General features: G+C 69.4%; 15 protein-coding genes, 1 tRNA gene and 1 pseudogene. 9 read left to right on the top strand and 8 right to left on the bottom strand.

What is annotated here, in order from left to right; translation table 11 throughout:
• Positions 1-17: 17 nt before the first annotated feature.
• Together ACOKM3_RS25675 and ACOKM3_RS25680 are read right to left on the bottom strand one after the other, a co-directional pair.
• On the bottom strand, positions 18-320 hold the full coding sequence (locus ACOKM3_RS25675) for a GroES family chaperonin (protein ID WP_326015685.1): 303 nt from the start codon (positions 318-320) through the stop codon (positions 18-20).
• 146 nt (positions 321-466) lie between these two features.
• Positions 467-814 carry a DUF3618 domain-containing protein gene (locus ACOKM3_RS25680; protein ID WP_426903381.1) on the bottom strand — a complete coding sequence of 116 codons (348 nt, stop codon included), beginning with the start codon at positions 812-814 and terminating at the stop codon, positions 467-469.
• A gap of 135 nt (positions 815-949) precedes the next feature.
• Here ACOKM3_RS25680 and bcp point away from each other — a divergent pair, with 135 nt between their 5' ends.
• The 5 genes from bcp to ACOKM3_RS25705 all read left to right on the top strand — a co-directional run bounded on the left by bcp (position 950) and on the right by ACOKM3_RS25705 (position 4,621).
• The gene (gene bcp / locus ACOKM3_RS25685; RefSeq protein ID WP_266710760.1) at positions 950-1,417 is read left to right on the top strand and encodes a thioredoxin-dependent thiol peroxidase; all 468 of its coding nucleotides are present in this window, start codon (positions 950-952) and stop codon (positions 1,415-1,417) included.
• 173 nt (positions 1,418-1,590) lie between these two features.
• Positions 1,591-3,093 carry a glycine betaine/L-proline transporter ProP gene (proP, locus tag ACOKM3_RS25690; protein ID WP_426903382.1) on the top strand — a complete coding sequence of 501 codons (1,503 nt, stop codon included), beginning with the start codon at positions 1,591-1,593 and terminating at the stop codon, positions 3,091-3,093.
• A gap of 166 nt (positions 3,094-3,259) precedes the next feature.
• Positions 3,260-3,883 carry an HNH endonuclease signature motif containing protein gene (locus tag ACOKM3_RS25695; RefSeq protein WP_426903383.1) on the top strand — a complete coding sequence of 208 codons (624 nt, stop codon included), beginning with the start codon at positions 3,260-3,262 and terminating at the stop codon, positions 3,881-3,883.
• Positions 3,880-4,536, top strand: a complete 657-nt coding sequence (locus ACOKM3_RS25700) for an HNH endonuclease (RefSeq protein ID WP_426903384.1) — start codon at positions 3,880-3,882, stop codon at positions 4,534-4,536. Before ACOKM3_RS25695 ends, ACOKM3_RS25700 begins: the two co-directional genes overlap by 4 nt.
• A 10-nt stretch (positions 4,537-4,546) precedes the next feature.
• Positions 4,547-4,621, top strand: a tRNA-Leu gene (locus tag ACOKM3_RS25705).
• Between the two features lie 194 nt (positions 4,622-4,815).
• On the opposite strand, the gene ACOKM3_RS25710 is transcribed toward ACOKM3_RS25705, so the two are convergent.
• On the bottom strand, positions 4,816-6,135 hold the full coding sequence (locus tag ACOKM3_RS25710) for an SGNH/GDSL hydrolase family protein (protein ID WP_426903385.1): 1,320 nt from the start codon (positions 6,133-6,135) through the stop codon (positions 4,816-4,818).
• Positions 6,136-6,592: 457 nt separating this feature from the next.
• Here ACOKM3_RS25710 and ACOKM3_RS25715 point away from each other — a divergent pair.
• Positions 6,593-7,846, top strand: a pseudogene (locus ACOKM3_RS25715) (DUF445 domain-containing protein); the annotation flags it as partial.
• Positions 7,847-7,863: 17 nt separating this feature from the next.
• On the opposite strand, the gene ACOKM3_RS25720 reads toward ACOKM3_RS25715, so the two are convergent.
• Positions 7,864-8,334 carry a GNAT family N-acetyltransferase gene (locus ACOKM3_RS25720; RefSeq protein WP_426903386.1) on the bottom strand — a complete coding sequence of 157 codons (471 nt, stop codon included), beginning with the start codon at positions 8,332-8,334 and terminating at the stop codon, positions 7,864-7,866.
• 182 nt (positions 8,335-8,516) lie between these two features.
• Between ACOKM3_RS25720 and ACOKM3_RS25725 the strand changes: the two genes are divergently transcribed.
• Positions 8,517-9,521, top strand: a complete 1,005-nt coding sequence (locus ACOKM3_RS25725; RefSeq protein WP_426903387.1) for a GlxA family transcriptional regulator — start codon at positions 8,517-8,519, stop codon at positions 9,519-9,521.
• 4 nt (positions 9,522-9,525) lie between these two features.
• Complete coding sequence (locus ACOKM3_RS25730; RefSeq protein WP_426903388.1) at positions 9,526-9,927, top strand: VOC family protein; 402 nt, start codon at positions 9,526-9,528, stop codon at positions 9,925-9,927.
• Positions 9,928-9,943: 16 nt separating this feature from the next.
• Here the strand turns inward: ACOKM3_RS25730 and ACOKM3_RS25735 are convergent, their stop codons facing one another.
• Together ACOKM3_RS25735 and ACOKM3_RS25740 are read right to left on the bottom strand one after the other, a co-directional pair.
• Positions 9,944-10,252: a hypothetical protein gene (locus ACOKM3_RS25735; RefSeq protein WP_426903389.1), complete on the bottom strand. Its 309-nt coding sequence runs from the start codon at positions 10,250-10,252 to the stop codon at positions 9,944-9,946.
• Between the two features lie 90 nt (positions 10,253-10,342).
• Positions 10,343-10,816: a carboxymuconolactone decarboxylase family protein gene (locus ACOKM3_RS25740; RefSeq protein WP_426903390.1), complete on the bottom strand. Its 474-nt coding sequence runs from the start codon at positions 10,814-10,816 to the stop codon at positions 10,343-10,345.
• Positions 10,817-11,014: 198 nt separating this feature from the next.
• Between ACOKM3_RS25740 and ACOKM3_RS25745 the strand changes: the two genes are divergently transcribed.
• A complete protein-coding gene (locus ACOKM3_RS25745) occupies positions 11,015-11,716 on the top strand; it encodes a hypothetical protein (protein ID WP_426903391.1) in 702 nt (233 codons plus the stop codon).
• A gap of 339 nt (positions 11,717-12,055) precedes the next feature.
• Here ACOKM3_RS25745 and ACOKM3_RS25750 read toward each other — a convergent pair whose 3' ends face one another.
• On the bottom strand, positions 12,056-12,271 hold the full coding sequence (locus ACOKM3_RS25750; RefSeq protein ID WP_426903392.1) for a DUF397 domain-containing protein: 216 nt from the start codon (positions 12,269-12,271) through the stop codon (positions 12,056-12,058).
• On the bottom strand, positions 12,271-13,116 hold the full coding sequence (locus ACOKM3_RS25755) for a helix-turn-helix domain-containing protein (protein ID WP_426903393.1): 846 nt from the start codon (positions 13,114-13,116) through the stop codon (positions 12,271-12,273). The genes ACOKM3_RS25750 and ACOKM3_RS25755 overlap by 1 nt, the downstream gene beginning before the upstream one ends.
• Between the last annotated feature and the right edge of the window lie 173 nt (positions 13,117-13,289).

Genomic DNA, 13,289 nt, shown 5'->3' on the forward strand with positions numbered 1-13,289 from the left:
TGTGGGGAGGCGGACGGCTACAGGTACAGGCCCGTCGAATCCTCGGAGCCCTCGAACCGGTCGGCCGCCACCGCGTGCAGATCCCGCTCGCGCATCAGCACGTACGCGACACCCCGCACCTCGACCTCCGCCCGGTCCTCCGGATCGAACAACACCCGGTCCCCCGGCTCCACGGCCCGCACGTTCTGCCCGACCGCGACGACCTCGGCCCAGGCAAGACGCTTGCCCACGGCCGCCGTCGCGGGAATCAGAATGCCGCCACCACTGCGCCGCTCACCCTCGGAGGTGTCCTGCCGCACGAGCACACGGTCGTGCAGCATCCGGATGGGCAGCTTGTCGTCATGGCCGGTGCTGTGCTTATCGGGATTGGCGCTCACGCCGACGAACTTACCTGCCCCACGCGCACTTGTACGCCGCCGGGTCGCCCCTTGGTACGCGGCACGGCAGCCCCGACGACGCCCCCGGCTCAGCGCTTGCGACGCCGCGACCCCACCGCGAGAAGCCCCACGACACCCACCACGACGATCGCGACCGGCACGATCCGCTCCAGGCGCGGCGCGCCCTCCTCCGAGACCAACTGCCCCTTCACCTCGGAGACCAGCCGGTTCGCCCCGACGTAGGCCCGCCCGAGCGTGTGGTCGACCTGCGAGGCGACCTTGGCCTTCGCATCGCCGACGATCGTCTTCGGGTGGACCCGGACACCGATCTCGTCGAGCGTCTCGGCCAAGGTCTCGCGACGGCGCTTGATGTCCGCCTCGATCTGGGCCGGGGTCCGCGTGTCCGGGGTATCCGGCGTACTGGACGTGTGCGACACCGCGCTGCCTCCAAGGTCGCTGCTCTCACTGCGTATGAGTAATGGACAGTCTGTCAGCTCACCGCCTCCACCACCCCCCGGCACCCCCCATTACGCTCAACAAGTCCACACGCCACGACGCCCAGGAGGCCACCCATGAGCGAGCGACTGCAGCCCGGCGACACCGCACCCGCCTTCACCCTGCCCGACGCCGACGGCAACGAGGTCTCCCTCGCCGACCACAAGGGCCGCAAGACGATCGTCTACTTCTACCCCGCCGCCCTCACCCCCGGCTGCACCAAGCAGGCCTGCGACTTCACCGACAACCTCGACGTGCTCGCCGAAGCCGGCTACGACGTCATCGGCGTCTCCCCCGACAAGCCGGAGAAGCTCGCCAAGTTCCGGGAGAAGGAGAACCTCAAGGTCACCCTGGTGGGCGACCCCGAGAAGAAGGTCCTCGAGGCCTACGGCGCCTTCGGCGAGAAGAAGCTGTACGGAAAGGTCGTCACCGGAGTCATCCGCTCCACGGTCGTCGTCGACGAGGAAGGAAAGGTCGAGCGCGCCCTCTACAACGTGAAGGCGACCGGCCACGTAGCGAAGATCATCAAGGATCTCGGCATCTGAGAAACCCCGCACCTTGTGGGGGAATCCCACGTGCGAAAGTTCGGTCATTGACGGAAGTTAGGGACGAAAGGTTGTGACGAAGGTCCCGAAAGCAGGGGACTTTCGTTTGCAACCAACGTCTGCGAGCAGGTGGAACCTGGAAGCGCTTTGCAGTCAGAGAAGGGATCCACCCCATGACCACCGACACCGAGGAAGGGCTGGTGCCCGACCCGGAGGCGGTCAAGCGTCACCGCGCCTTGTTCCGCGCCGTCAAGCGGCGCAAGAACCCGCCGCTGCGCCGCACCGACATCACCGTCACCGACGACACCGCGGTGAAGCGCGCGGTCAAGGCGGCGTCGCTCGGTAACGCCATGGAATGGTTCGACTTCGGGATCTACTCGTACCTGGCCGTCACCATCGGCCACGTCTTCTTCCCCTCAGGAAACGACACCGTCCAGCTGATCTCGTCGTTCGCGACCTTCGCGGTCTCGTTCCTCGTGCGCCCGATCGGCGGCATGGTCTTCGGCCCCATGGGCGACAAGGTCGGCCGCAAGAAGGTCCTCGCACTGACCATGATCCTCATGGCCATCGGCACCTTCGCGATCGGCCTGATCCCGTCCTACGCCTCGATCGGCTTCTGGGCCCCGGTCCTCCTCATCCTCTTCCGCCTCGTCCAGGGCTTCTCCACCGGCGGTGAGTACGGCGGCGCCTCCACCTTCATCGCCGAGTACGCCCCCGACAAGAAGCGCGGATTCTTCGGCAGCTTCCTCGAATTCGGCACGCTCGCCGGCTACGTCGGCGCGGCCGGCCTCGTCACGATCCTGACGTCCGTGCTCGGCAGCGACGGCATGGAGTCCTGGGGCTGGCGCGTCCCGTTCCTGGTGGCGGGCCCCATCGGCCTCGTCGGTCTCTACCTGCGACTGCGCCTCGACGAGACCCCCGCCTTCCAGAAACTGGAGGACGAGTCCTCGCACCGCGCGACCGACGCCGCCTCCTCCGTGGAGACGACCGCCAAGGGCGACCTCGCGAAGATCTTCCGCGACTACTGGCCGACGCTGATCCTCTGTATCTGCCTCGTCGGCGCCTACAACATCACCGACTACATGCTCCTCTCGTACATGCCGACGTACCTGTCGGACGAGATGGGCTACTCGGAGACGCACGGCCTGCTGATCCTGATCGTCACGATGATCGTCCTGATGTGCATCATCAACCAGGTCGGCAAGCTCTCCGACCGCTTCGGCCGCAAGCCGCTCCTCATGGCGGGCATGATCGGCTTCTTCGTCCTCTCGGTCCCGTCCTTCCTCCTGGTGAAGAACGGCGCCCTGTGGGCCGTCTCGCTCGGCATGCTGCTGCTCGGCCTCTCCCTGGTCTGCCTCCTCGGCACCATGTCGGCGGCCCTCCCGGCGCTCTTCCCGACCCAGGTCCGCTACGGCTCCCTCTCGGTCGGCTACAACCTCTCGGCCTCGATCTTCGGCGGCACGACGCCCCTGGTCATCACCGCCCTGATCGGCCTGACCGGCTCCGACATGATGCCCGCGTACTACTCGATGGCCGCGGCGCTCATCGGCGTCATCGCGGTGGCCTGTATGAAGGAAACCGCCCAGAAGCCCCTGGCCGGCTCCCCGCCCTCGGTGGAGACGGACGAGGAGGCGGCGGAAATGGTCGAATCCCAGGCGCCTACGCCGAGGTTCTGACACCCCCTCACACCCCTCCCTTGCTCCTTGTGTGGGCGGGCCACACCCCCCGTATGTGGCCCGCCCACACAGTTCGGACCGTTCCGCATTCCGTGCGTGACGGTCCGATTTTCATTTCGTTGCCCTGTACGAGGCCACGAACGCGTGGCCGAAAGGGAGGGGTCACATGGCGGGGCAGCGGTACACGCGGGAGCGGCTGGAGGCGTCGGCGCGCAACGCGGGTTCGTGGGACGAGGCGGTCCGGTATTGCGGGGGTGAGTCGACGGCGGGCCGTCGGGCCTACCTCCACAAGCGGATGGCCGAGGAAGGGATCGATACGTCGCACTTTCCTCGGTACTGGTCACGGCATACGGAGGAGACACTGCGCGTGGCGGTCGCGGAGTCCAGCAGTTTCAAGGACGTTGTGCGCCGCCTGGGTATCAGTGCCGTGGGTGGCAACCAGGCTCACATCAGTCGCCGGATCGTGGCGCTCGGGATCGACACATCGCACTTCGTGCGTCCGGAGCAGAGGCCAAAGGGGGCGCTCGGCAATCCCCTGACCCTGCGTTCCCCAGAGGACGGGCGGCTGCCGGGTCGACGTCTCCGGCGCGAGTTGCTGCGACTTGGCGTCCCCGAGCAGTGCTCGATGTGCGGGACCGGTACGGAGTGGAACAAGCGGCCCCTGCGACTGGAGGTCGACCACATCAACGGCCAGTGGTGGGACAACCGCCGCGAGAACCTGCGCCTGCTGTGCCCCAACTGCCACTCCGTGACCGACACTTACCGCGGCCGGAAGGGGAGGTCAGCATGAGCAAGTACCCACGGGAGCTCTTGGAGGAGGCCGCGGCGGCCTCCTCCAGCCTGGTCGACCTCATGCGCCGCGTCGACGCTCCCATGGCCAGCGAGCCTCGCCGGGATCTGCAGTTGCAACTCGCCCACTACGGCATCGACATCAGTCACTTCACCTGGCGGGGGACAGCGGGCCAAAACCTCTTCCCGGAAGAGGAATTCACGCGAGCCGTCGCCGAGTCGAGAGGGTTGGCCGACGTGCTGCGCCGTCTCGGCCTGTCACCTGTGAACGGAACTGACCGCGCCAGGGCAAAGCGCAGCATTGACGAATACGGGCTGTCGACGGAGCACTTCGTCGGCCAGGGACACCGGGCGGGGACAGTCTCGCCAAGGCGTATGTCCGCACCTGAAATTCTCGTGCGCCGCCCAGCAGGCTCGCAACGAACCCGGGCATCCCTGTTACGCAGGGCCCTCGACGAAGTCGGCGTTCCACATGCCTGCGCCGAGTGCGGCCAGGGCGAGCTGTGGCAGGGGAAACGGCTGGTGCTGGAGATCGACCACATCGACGGCGACAGGCTGGACAATCGCCGGGAGAACCTCCGGTACCTCTGTCCCTCGTGCCACAGCCAGACCCGCACCTTCTCGAACCGTCATCGCAAGGACGCATTAGAGTAGGCACCGCTGCGGGCCCGTATCCCAGTTGGCTAGAGGACGCCGCCTTAGAAGCGGTGCGTCGCGGGTTCAAGTCCCGCCGGGCCCACATGTGAAGGGCGCCCCCCACAGGGGCGCCCTTCGCTGTATTCCGGGCTCAGCCCAGTAACCGCCCGAGACGGGCCCGCGCCGCTTCTGAGCGGGAGCCCCCGGAGGGGGCGGGGGGTGGGAGAGGGGCGGGGCAGAGAGCGGCGTGGCGCCGGAGGTGCAGGCGCCACGTCGGTGACCCGCCCCGGAGAGGTGCTACAGCTCCGCCCCCGTCGACCCCCGCAGGGACGACAGGTCCAGGGATTCCGCCATCTTGCGGTAGCCCGAGTCGCTGGGGTGGAGGTGGTCGCCGGAGTCGTACTGGTCGAGGAGGCGGCGCGGGTTGTACGGGTCGCGCAGGGCGCGGTCGAAGTCGACGTAGCTGTCGAAGACCTTGCCGGCGCGGATCTGCTCGTTCACGGACTGGCGGACCGCCTCGAGGTCCGGGCGGTAGCCGGGGTGACCCTGGAACGGCATGAGCGTCGCACCGACGACCCGCAGGCCGCGCGCGTGCGCCTGCCGGGTCAGCTCGCGCAGTCCGTCGACGATCTTCGCGGGGTCGGTCTGCTGCGGCGTGCGCAGGATGTCGTTGATGCCGAGGTCGATGATGACCGCGCGGACGCCGGAGCGGCTGAGCGCGTCACGCTCGAAGCGGGACAGGCCGCTCGGGTTGTTGGCGGGACGGCCGAAGCCGTCGGCCAGTATCCGGTTCCCGCTTATGCCCTGGTTCACGACGCCGTAGCGCGGGGCACCCGACTCCGTGCGCAGCCGCTCGGCGAGTATGTCCGTCCACCGGCGGTTGGCGCCCATCGTGGAGGTGATGCCGTCGGTGAGGGAGTCGCCGATGACGACGACGGTGCCCTGCGCCTCGTTGCTGAGCACGTCGAGGGCGCTGAGGTAGCGCCAGTACGGGCTCTGCTGGTTGTAGAGCGTGCCGCTGGGCTCCTCGGTGCGGTCGCCCCGGGCGACGTACGACATCTGGCGGGCCTGCGGGTGGTACGTGACCGGTCCGGACGGAGTCGGCGAGTACGTGGTGACCAGCATGTCCGAGTCGCTCGGCACGGTGATCCGCAGTGCGTCGCTGACGGCCTGCTGGCCGGGCTGGATGACGACCGAGGAGTTTCCGGAGAACGTCAGGCGCCGCATCGTGTCGGACAGGGCCGTCGGGTTGTTGGGCGCCGAGGCCACGGCTATCGAGGCGTGCGTGATGCGCAGGGGCGACTGCCCGTACAGGTTGGAGAGGGTGATGCGCGCGGCGTTGCCGCCGACGCTGGTGTGCACGATGTTGCGGATGGAGTGGCCGTAGAAGCCGTTGGTCTCCGTGCCGGGTTCCCCGCCGGCGGGGGAGGCGGACCAGCTGCCGGTCCATGTTCCGGTGGAGGCGGGGGCGGCGGAGCTGCGCGGGTGCGCGCCGCCGGCCTGTATGTCGTCGTCGCCGCCGAAGACTCCGGAGAAGCCCACGTAGATGGCGGCAGAGATCATCACGACGACCGCGACGAGCGCGGTCAACAAGGCATAACCGTGACGCTTGGTCATGCGGTGTGTGTCTCCTCGGGCAGGGGGAGCCCGAGGCTCCGATGTGATGAACCCATGATGCGTCATGGGGCGGGCGGGAGCCGACACTGGCCCCCCTCCGGACAGGTAGACGCCGGGAACCTTTGGTTCGTTCCGGGAGTAGGTCAGGAAGGGACAATGTGTGAGGCGAATGACAGTCGAGTCGAAGTCGACAGGTCGGGCCGATGACCGATGCGGAGTGGGCTGAGTGGACGGCGACGTGAAGCGTGGGGCGCAGGGGTCCCAGGGTGCGTACGACACAGCGGACAAAGCGCTTGAAACGGCTGAAACGGCTGAAGCGGTAGAAGGGTCTGAAACGGCCGAAGGGTCCGAAGGGTCCGAAGCGGTTGAAGCGGACAATGGGCAGTATTCCCGCGCCACATCGGGTCAATCCCGGCCCTCCCGGCCCTCTCGTCCCGCCCGTCGTTTCGTCGCGGAGTTCACCGCGGCCGATGAGGAGAAGCGGCGCGGCGTGCGCCGGATGAAGCTGATGGCGGTCGGGCTGCTCGTCTTCGTGGCGCTGGTCTATGTACTGGCCACGTGGGCGGAGCACGCGGGTGCGGGCGCCTGGACCGGGTATGTCGCGGCGGCCGCGGAGGCCGGCATGGTCGGTGCGCTGGCCGACTGGTTCGCGGTCACGGCCCTGTTCCGCCACCCGTTGGGCCTGCGTATTCCGCATACGGCGATCATCCCGACCAAGAAGGACCAGCTGGGCGTCTCGCTCGGCGAGTTCGTGGGCGAGAACTTCCTGTCGGGCGAGGTCGTACGGGACCGGTTGCGGGCCGTCGGCATCGGCAGCCGGCTCGGTTCGTGGCTCGCGGAGCCGGAGCACGCCGATCGGGTGACGGCGGAGCTGGCGACGGCGCTGCGGGGCGCCCTGACGGTCCTTCGCGACTCCGACGTGCAGGCGATCGTCGGCGAGGCCATCACGCGCCGGGCGGACAACGCGGAGATCGCGCCGGGCCTCGGCAAGATGCTGGAGAAGGTGGTGTCGGACGGCGGTCACAAACGGGTCGTCGACCTGGTGTGTGCCCGCGCCCACGACTGGCTGGTGCTGCACTCGGACTCGGTGATGGACGCGGTGGAGGGCGGCGCCCCCGGCTGGACGCCCCGTTTCGTCGACAAGCGGGTGGGTGAGCGCGTCTACAAGGAGCTGCTGCGGTTCGTCACGGAGATGCGGGACATGCCGGGGCACCCGGCGCGTGGCGCGCTCGACCGGTTTCTCGCCGACTTCGCGGCCGATCTGCAGGGCGACTCGGACACCCGGGACCGGGTGGAGCGTCTGAAGTCGGAGATCCTCGGCCGTTCCGAGGTGCAGGACATCATCGCGTCGGCCTGGTCCGCGGTCCGCGGCATGATCGTCGCGGCGGCGGAGGACGAGCGCAGCGAGCTGCGCCTTCGGGTGCGGGCCTCGTTGCTCTCGCTGGGCCGGCGGATGGCGACGGAGCCGGATGTCCGCTCGAAGGTGGACGGCTGGGTGGAGGGCGCGGCGGTGTATGTCGTGACGACGTATCGCGCGGAGATCACGTCCCTCATCACGGACACGGTGGCGGGCTGGGACGCCGAGCACACGACCCGCAAGATCGAGGCGCACATCGGCCGTGACCTGCAGTTCATCCGGATCAACGGCACGGTGGTGGGTTCGTTGGCGGGCCTGCTGATCTTTACGGTGTCGCGGGCGTTGGGGGCGTAGCGGGGCGCTTTACGGGTTTACGGGGCGGGTCGGCGTTCCGGCGTGGTGGTGGCCGGTCGGCGTGCCATGAACACGTCCACCGGGTCCTCGCTCTCGACGGTGAAACCGTGCCGTTCGTAGAGGCGGCGGGCGGGGCTGCCCCGCAGTACGTTGAGGCGGACCGGGGTGCGCTCCCGGTCGCACCGTTCCAGGAGGTCGCGGAGCACGGCGCCGCCGACGCCCCGGCCGTGCAGTTCCGGGGCCAGGAAGAAGTGCTCCAGCCAGTACGCGGCACCGTCCGGGCGCAGCGCCACGCACCCGGCGAAGGCCCCGGCCGCCTCGATCACCCAGGCGTGCGCGGGCTCGTACGCGTCGCGGAACCGCTGCCGTACGCGCTGCTCGTCGTACCGTCCGAGCTGTTCGAGGTCGGGCCGCATCACGACGGCCCGCAGCTCGGCGATCGGCTCCATGTCGGCGGCGGTGGCCGCGCGTAGCGTCCAGTCGGCCATGTCGTCCCACCCGGTCGTTCGTGCGGGTCGCCCCGCTCGGTCAGCGATGTTCGGGAGGTTAGGCCGGGTGGGGGTGAGGTGTTCGGGCGGGGTGGGGGGATCCCCGGCGCCGCCACCGCGCCGCGCCGGAGCGGTACGCCCGCGCGGCTGGCCAGTCGGCCACGGTCTGAAAGAATCTGGCCATGCGTACGCGGCGTGGAAAGGGCGGCGGTCCGGCCTCGGTGGCGGTCCTCGTACGGGACGGTGTCCTGCCCATGGAGCTGGGCCTGGTCCACCAGCTCTTCGGTACGGCCCGTGATCCGTCCACGGGGGAGCGCCTCTACAAGGTGACGACGTGCGCGCCCCGCCCGGGCCGCATCCGCACGGACGCCGACTTCCCGATCTACGCGGAGCACGGCCTGGAGGCGGTCGCGGCGGCGGACACGGTGCTGGTCCCGGCTTCGCACGAGACGGACGAGTCGCTCCGACCAGGGGTACTTGAGGGGGAGTTGACGGAGGTGCTGGCCGATGTCGTCGACGGCTCACGAGGCCGGGTGGCATCGATCTGCACGGGCTCGTTCGTCCTGGCGGCGGCGGGCCTCCTGGACGGCCGCCGGGCGACGACGCACTGGATGTCATCGGCCCACTTCGCCCGTACGTTCCCGTCGGTGACGGTCGACGCGGACGTCCTCTACGTAGACGAAGGAAAGGTGCTGACCTCGGCGGGGGAGGCGGCGGGCATCGACCTGTGTCTGCACATGATCCGCGAGGACCACGGTGCCGCGGTGGCGGCGGAGTTGGCGCGCCGCACGGTGGTGCCTCCGCACCGGGAGGGCGGCCAGGCGCAGTACATCCAACGTCCGGTCCCCGCCGAGGAGTTGGGAGCGGCATCGACGTCGGCCTCGCGGGAGTGGGCGCTGGGTCGGCTGGCGGAGCCCTTGTCGCTGGGGCAGTTGGCGGCCCGCGACGCCATGTCGATCCGCACGTACAACCGTCGCTTCCGCGAGGAGACGGGCCTGACCCCGATGACGTGGCTGAACCGCCAACGGGTCGACCGGGCCAGGGAGTTGCTGGAGCAGACGGACCACACGGTGGACCGGGTGGCGGCGGAGACGGGCTTCGGCTCCGGAACATCGCTGCGCCAGCACTTCCAGGCGGTGCTGGGGGTGTCGCCGGGGGCGTACAGGGCGACGTTCCGGGGACGATGAGCGCATGGCACCCGACGAAGCACACGCACACGCACACGCACACCGGCACATCCGCAGGGCGGTTCCGAACGTAGAGGTGCCGGGGGAGGAGTCGATGGCGGCGAACCGCGACTTCTACGGCGCGCTGGGCTTCCGCGAGGCCATGAACATGGGCTGGATCATGACGATGGTCTCGCCGTCCGACCCCACCGCCCAGATCCAGTTCTTCACGCACGAGGCGACGGGCCCGGTGGTGCCGGACATCAGCGTGGAGGTGGACGACGTCGACGCGGTGTACGCGGCGATGCGCGCGGCGGGCGCCGAGATCGTCCACGACCTGCGTGACGAGGAGTGGGGCGTGCGCCGCTTCTTCGTACGGGACCCGCAGGGCAAGGTCGTGAACGTCCTGACGCACGCCCGGCCGTAACCGGGAACCGCAGGCGTCAGGCGGCCTTGCGGTCCACGAGGACGTACGAGGCGGCGGCGACGGCCCCGGCGACGCCGAACACCGCGGGCCAGGCCCCCACCTTCTTGGCCAGCGGGTGCGACCCGGCGAACGCCGCCACGTACGCGCCGGTCAGCGCCCCCGCGACCTTCCCGCCCCGCGTCTTCGTCCACTGCGTCGCGGCGGCGGCCCCGGCCACGGCGAGCACGGCCCCACCCAGCTGCCGCTTCTTGGTGAACCGGGCGGTGGCGTAACCCCCGACGAGTCCGGCGGCGGCTATCGGGGCGGTGGGGAGGGCGCGGGCCATGGGGTGAACCTCCTGCGTAGTGGTGTCCGGAAGCGGCTTCCGGAGGGCTGGCCAGGACCCGCCCATTTGTGAGGTTACGCCCTGGGTCCGTCAGCCGAACTGGCCGGGCTGGTAGGACCCGGCGGGCATCTGCACCATGACGTTCACGCGGTTGTAGAGGTTGATGATGGCGATCAGCGAGACGAGGGCGGTGAGCTGCTCCTCGTCGTAGTGCTTCGCGGCGTTCGCCCACACCTCGTCCGGCACGCCGCCGGCCGCGTCGGCGATCCGCGTGCCCTGCTCGGTCAGCTCGAGCGCGGCGCGCTCGGCGTCGGTGAACACGGTGGCCTCGCGCCAGGCCGCGACGAGGTGCAGCCGCTGCACGGTCTCGCCGGCGTGCGCTGCGTCCTTCGTGTGCATGTCGGTGCAGAACCCGCAGCCGTTGATCTGGCTGGCCCGGATCTTCACGAGCTCCTGCGTCGCGGCGGGGAGCGTGGAGTCGGCGACGACCTTCCCGGCGGAGTTGATGTGCTTGATGACCTTCCCCGCGATGGGGCTGGCGAAGGGATTGATGCGGGCTTCCATGGTGGGCTCCTCGTGTACGCCCTGTGCGGGCTTTCTTGGTGGCTACGTAGATGTGACGGGGCCGGGGGCGGAAGTGTGACAGCGCAGAATGTGACTTGGGTCTCACGCTTCGGCGGGACCGTGACGCACAATGACCACGGACCGGCGCTGAGCCGTCACAGTCCGGTCCGTGCCCCGCTACGGACCGGATACGGAGAGGTGAGCACGCACGGGGACGGGCACGAACCCACCGTGAACCACACCCCCACACACCCGCACCCCGCCACCTCCGTGCGCGCGCTCGCCCGCCATCCGCTTGCGCTCACCCAGGACCAACTCCTCACGCGCGAACAGCTGATGGAACTCGGCTGCGCGAACTCGACCACGAACCGCCGTTGTCACCGCGGCGGCCCGTGGCAGCGGGTGCTGCCGCGGGTCCACCTCCTCCACTCCGGCACCCCGACCCCACGCCAACGCATGCGCGCGGCGCTCCTGTACGCGGGTGAGCACGCCCTGCTGACCGGGCTCGCGGCACTCGCGGCACACGGTTTCCGCGCGGCCCCGCGCCCGGAGCGCTTGCGATGGGTGGACGTGCTGGTCCCGTACGAGGGGGCGGGCGCGCGCGGAACGTCGTACGTGAAGGTGCACCGCACGCGCCGTATGCCGGAGAACCACCCGATGGCGGGCCTGGGCTGCGCGGCGATCGCGCGGGCGGTGGCGGACGCGGTGCCCGGCCTCACCTGCGAACGCGACGTGACGGCGCTCCTGGCGGAGGCGGTGCAGCGGGGCTTTTGCACGCCGGAGGAGCTGCTGGCGGAACTGGCCGCGTCGCGGCGCCGCTACGCCCCGTACGTGGCGAGGTCGACGGCCCACTTGATGGCGGCGTTCACTCACCGCTGGAGGCGGACGCCCGCGCGCTGATCCAGGCCTACGCCCTCCCGGAACCCCTCTGGAACCCGAACCTCCACGACCCGCTGACCGGCGCCTTTCTGGCCCGCCCGGACGCGTACTGGCCGGCGGAGGGCCTGGCCCTTGAGGTCGACTCCCGCGAGTACCACTTGGACCCGGGCTCCTGGCGCCGCACCTTGTCCCAGCGCAACCGCCTCGCCACCGCGGGCCTCCCGGTCCTCGCCATCACGGCGGAGGACCTGCGGGGGCGGGCGGAGGGGGTGGCGGGGGAGATTCGGGGGGCGTTGGCGTCGGCTCGGCGCCGCCCCGCACCTCCGCTCCTCGTCAACCCGCCGCGGCGGGCCGCGGGTTCTACCTCACACCCAGAGGGGCGCGGAGGCCGGAGGCCCGAAGGGAGAGCAGGAAGTCACCCCATGACCGGGCGCCGAACGTAGCCACGTTCCCTTCGGGGGCCTTGGAGTCGCGAACGACCATCGAGCCGGCGGTTCGGGCGCACTCGACGCACTCGTTTCCGCTTCCTCCACTGAACGACGAGGTGAACCAGTGGAGTTGCTCCCTGTCGTACATCAAAGTTCCCTGCTTATCCGGTCGATGAGGTGCGCCGAGGCGCCGAGATCGAGTGCCTGTGCGCAGAGGTATTGGAAGGCCAACTTATAGCGTTCGAGTTCCTGGGGCTTCTCCATGAACAGGCCGCCGCCGAGGATGTCGACGTAGACGACGTCGAGTTCGGGAGTCGCCCCACCGAGGATGAGGAAGCTGCCCACGGCCGCGGCGTGGGCGCCCGATGCGAACGGCAGTACTTGCACAGTGATGTTGGGCCGCTCCGACATGGCCATCAGGTGCCGCAGCTGTGCACTCATCACCTCGGGCCCGCCGACCACGCGCCGGATTGCCGCCTCGTCGATGACGGCCCAGACGTGCGGCGGCTCGTCGCGGTCGAGCAACTCCTGGCGCTTCATGCGGATCTCGACCATGTGCCGCACCTCCTGCTCGGGGCAGCGCATCTCGGAAGCACGGTGCACGGCTTCGGAGTAGCCGCGGGTCTGGAGCAGCCCGGGGACGTACATGGAGGCGTAGTGGTCCTCGCGGGAGGCCTCGTCCTCGAGGGTGAGCATGAGATTCATGGACTCGGGGATCGGGTCGGCGAGCGAGCGCCACCAGCCCTGGATCTTCGCACCCTTGGCGAGTTCGACCAGCGCTTCGCGCTCCGCGTCATCGGCCCCGTACTCACGGCACAGCGCGTCGACCGTCGGCCACTTCACGCTGCCTTCTTTGGTCTCGTAGCGGCTGAGTGTGGCCTTGGAGGAGCCGACGCGGGCGCCTGCCTCTTCCAGGGTCAGCCCGGCGCCCTCGCGAAGGCGACGCAGGTCGGCCCCGAGTTGTCGGCGGCGAGTGGTGGGTCCAACTGCCATGTTCCGTGCCCTCCGTGTCGATCCATCAGATCGTGATGGGCGACCGCGTGCGGCGGCAAGGTGGCGCGCGCCAGGGGCGCGCGGGCGAGTCGTGTGCTTCTTCAACCCTCTTTATGAGAGTTCCATTTTGGAAGTTCCAATGCAACTCTCAGTAGTGGGACGAGTGCGCTTCG

The organism is Streptomyces nidicola, assembly GCF_050106155.1.
Taxonomy (GTDB): domain Bacteria; phylum Actinomycetota; class Actinomycetes; order Streptomycetales; family Streptomycetaceae; genus Streptomyces.

Coding starts and splice junctions, on each gene's coding strand:
- ACOKM3_RS25675 (WP_326015685.1), bottom strand. CDS start 320: ATGCTGCACGACCGTGTGCTCGTGCGGCAGGACACCTCCGAGGGTGAG.
- bcp (WP_266710760.1), top strand. CDS start 950: ATGAGCGAGCGACTGCAGCCCGGCGACACCGCACCCGCCTTCACCCTG.
- proP (WP_426903382.1), top strand. CDS start 1,591: ATGACCACCGACACCGAGGAAGGGCTGGTGCCCGACCCGGAGGCGGTC.
- ACOKM3_RS25695 (WP_426903383.1), top strand. CDS start 3,260: ATGGCGGGGCAGCGGTACACGCGGGAGCGGCTGGAGGCGTCGGCGCGC.
- ACOKM3_RS25700 (WP_426903384.1), top strand. CDS start 3,880: ATGAGCAAGTACCCACGGGAGCTCTTGGAGGAGGCCGCGGCGGCCTCC.
- ACOKM3_RS25710 (WP_426903385.1), bottom strand. CDS start 6,135: ATGACCAAGCGTCACGGTTATGCCTTGTTGACCGCGCTCGTCGCGGTC.
- ACOKM3_RS25720 (WP_426903386.1), bottom strand. CDS start 8,334: ATGGCCGACTGGACGCTACGCGCGGCCACCGCCGCCGACATGGAGCCG.
- ACOKM3_RS25725 (WP_426903387.1), top strand. CDS start 8,517: ATGCGTACGCGGCGTGGAAAGGGCGGCGGTCCGGCCTCGGTGGCGGTC.
- ACOKM3_RS25730 (WP_426903388.1), top strand. CDS start 9,526: ATGGCACCCGACGAAGCACACGCACACGCACACGCACACCGGCACATC.
- ACOKM3_RS25735 (WP_426903389.1), bottom strand. CDS start 10,252: ATGGCCCGCGCCCTCCCCACCGCCCCGATAGCCGCCGCCGGACTCGTC.
- ACOKM3_RS25740 (WP_426903390.1), bottom strand. CDS start 10,816: ATGGAAGCCCGCATCAATCCCTTCGCCAGCCCCATCGCGGGGAAGGTC.
- ACOKM3_RS25750 (WP_426903392.1), bottom strand. CDS start 12,271: ATGTACGACAGGGAGCAACTCCACTGGTTCACCTCGTCGTTCAGTGGA.
- ACOKM3_RS25755 (WP_426903393.1), bottom strand. CDS start 13,116: ATGGCAGTTGGACCCACCACTCGCCGCCGACAACTCGGGGCCGACCTG.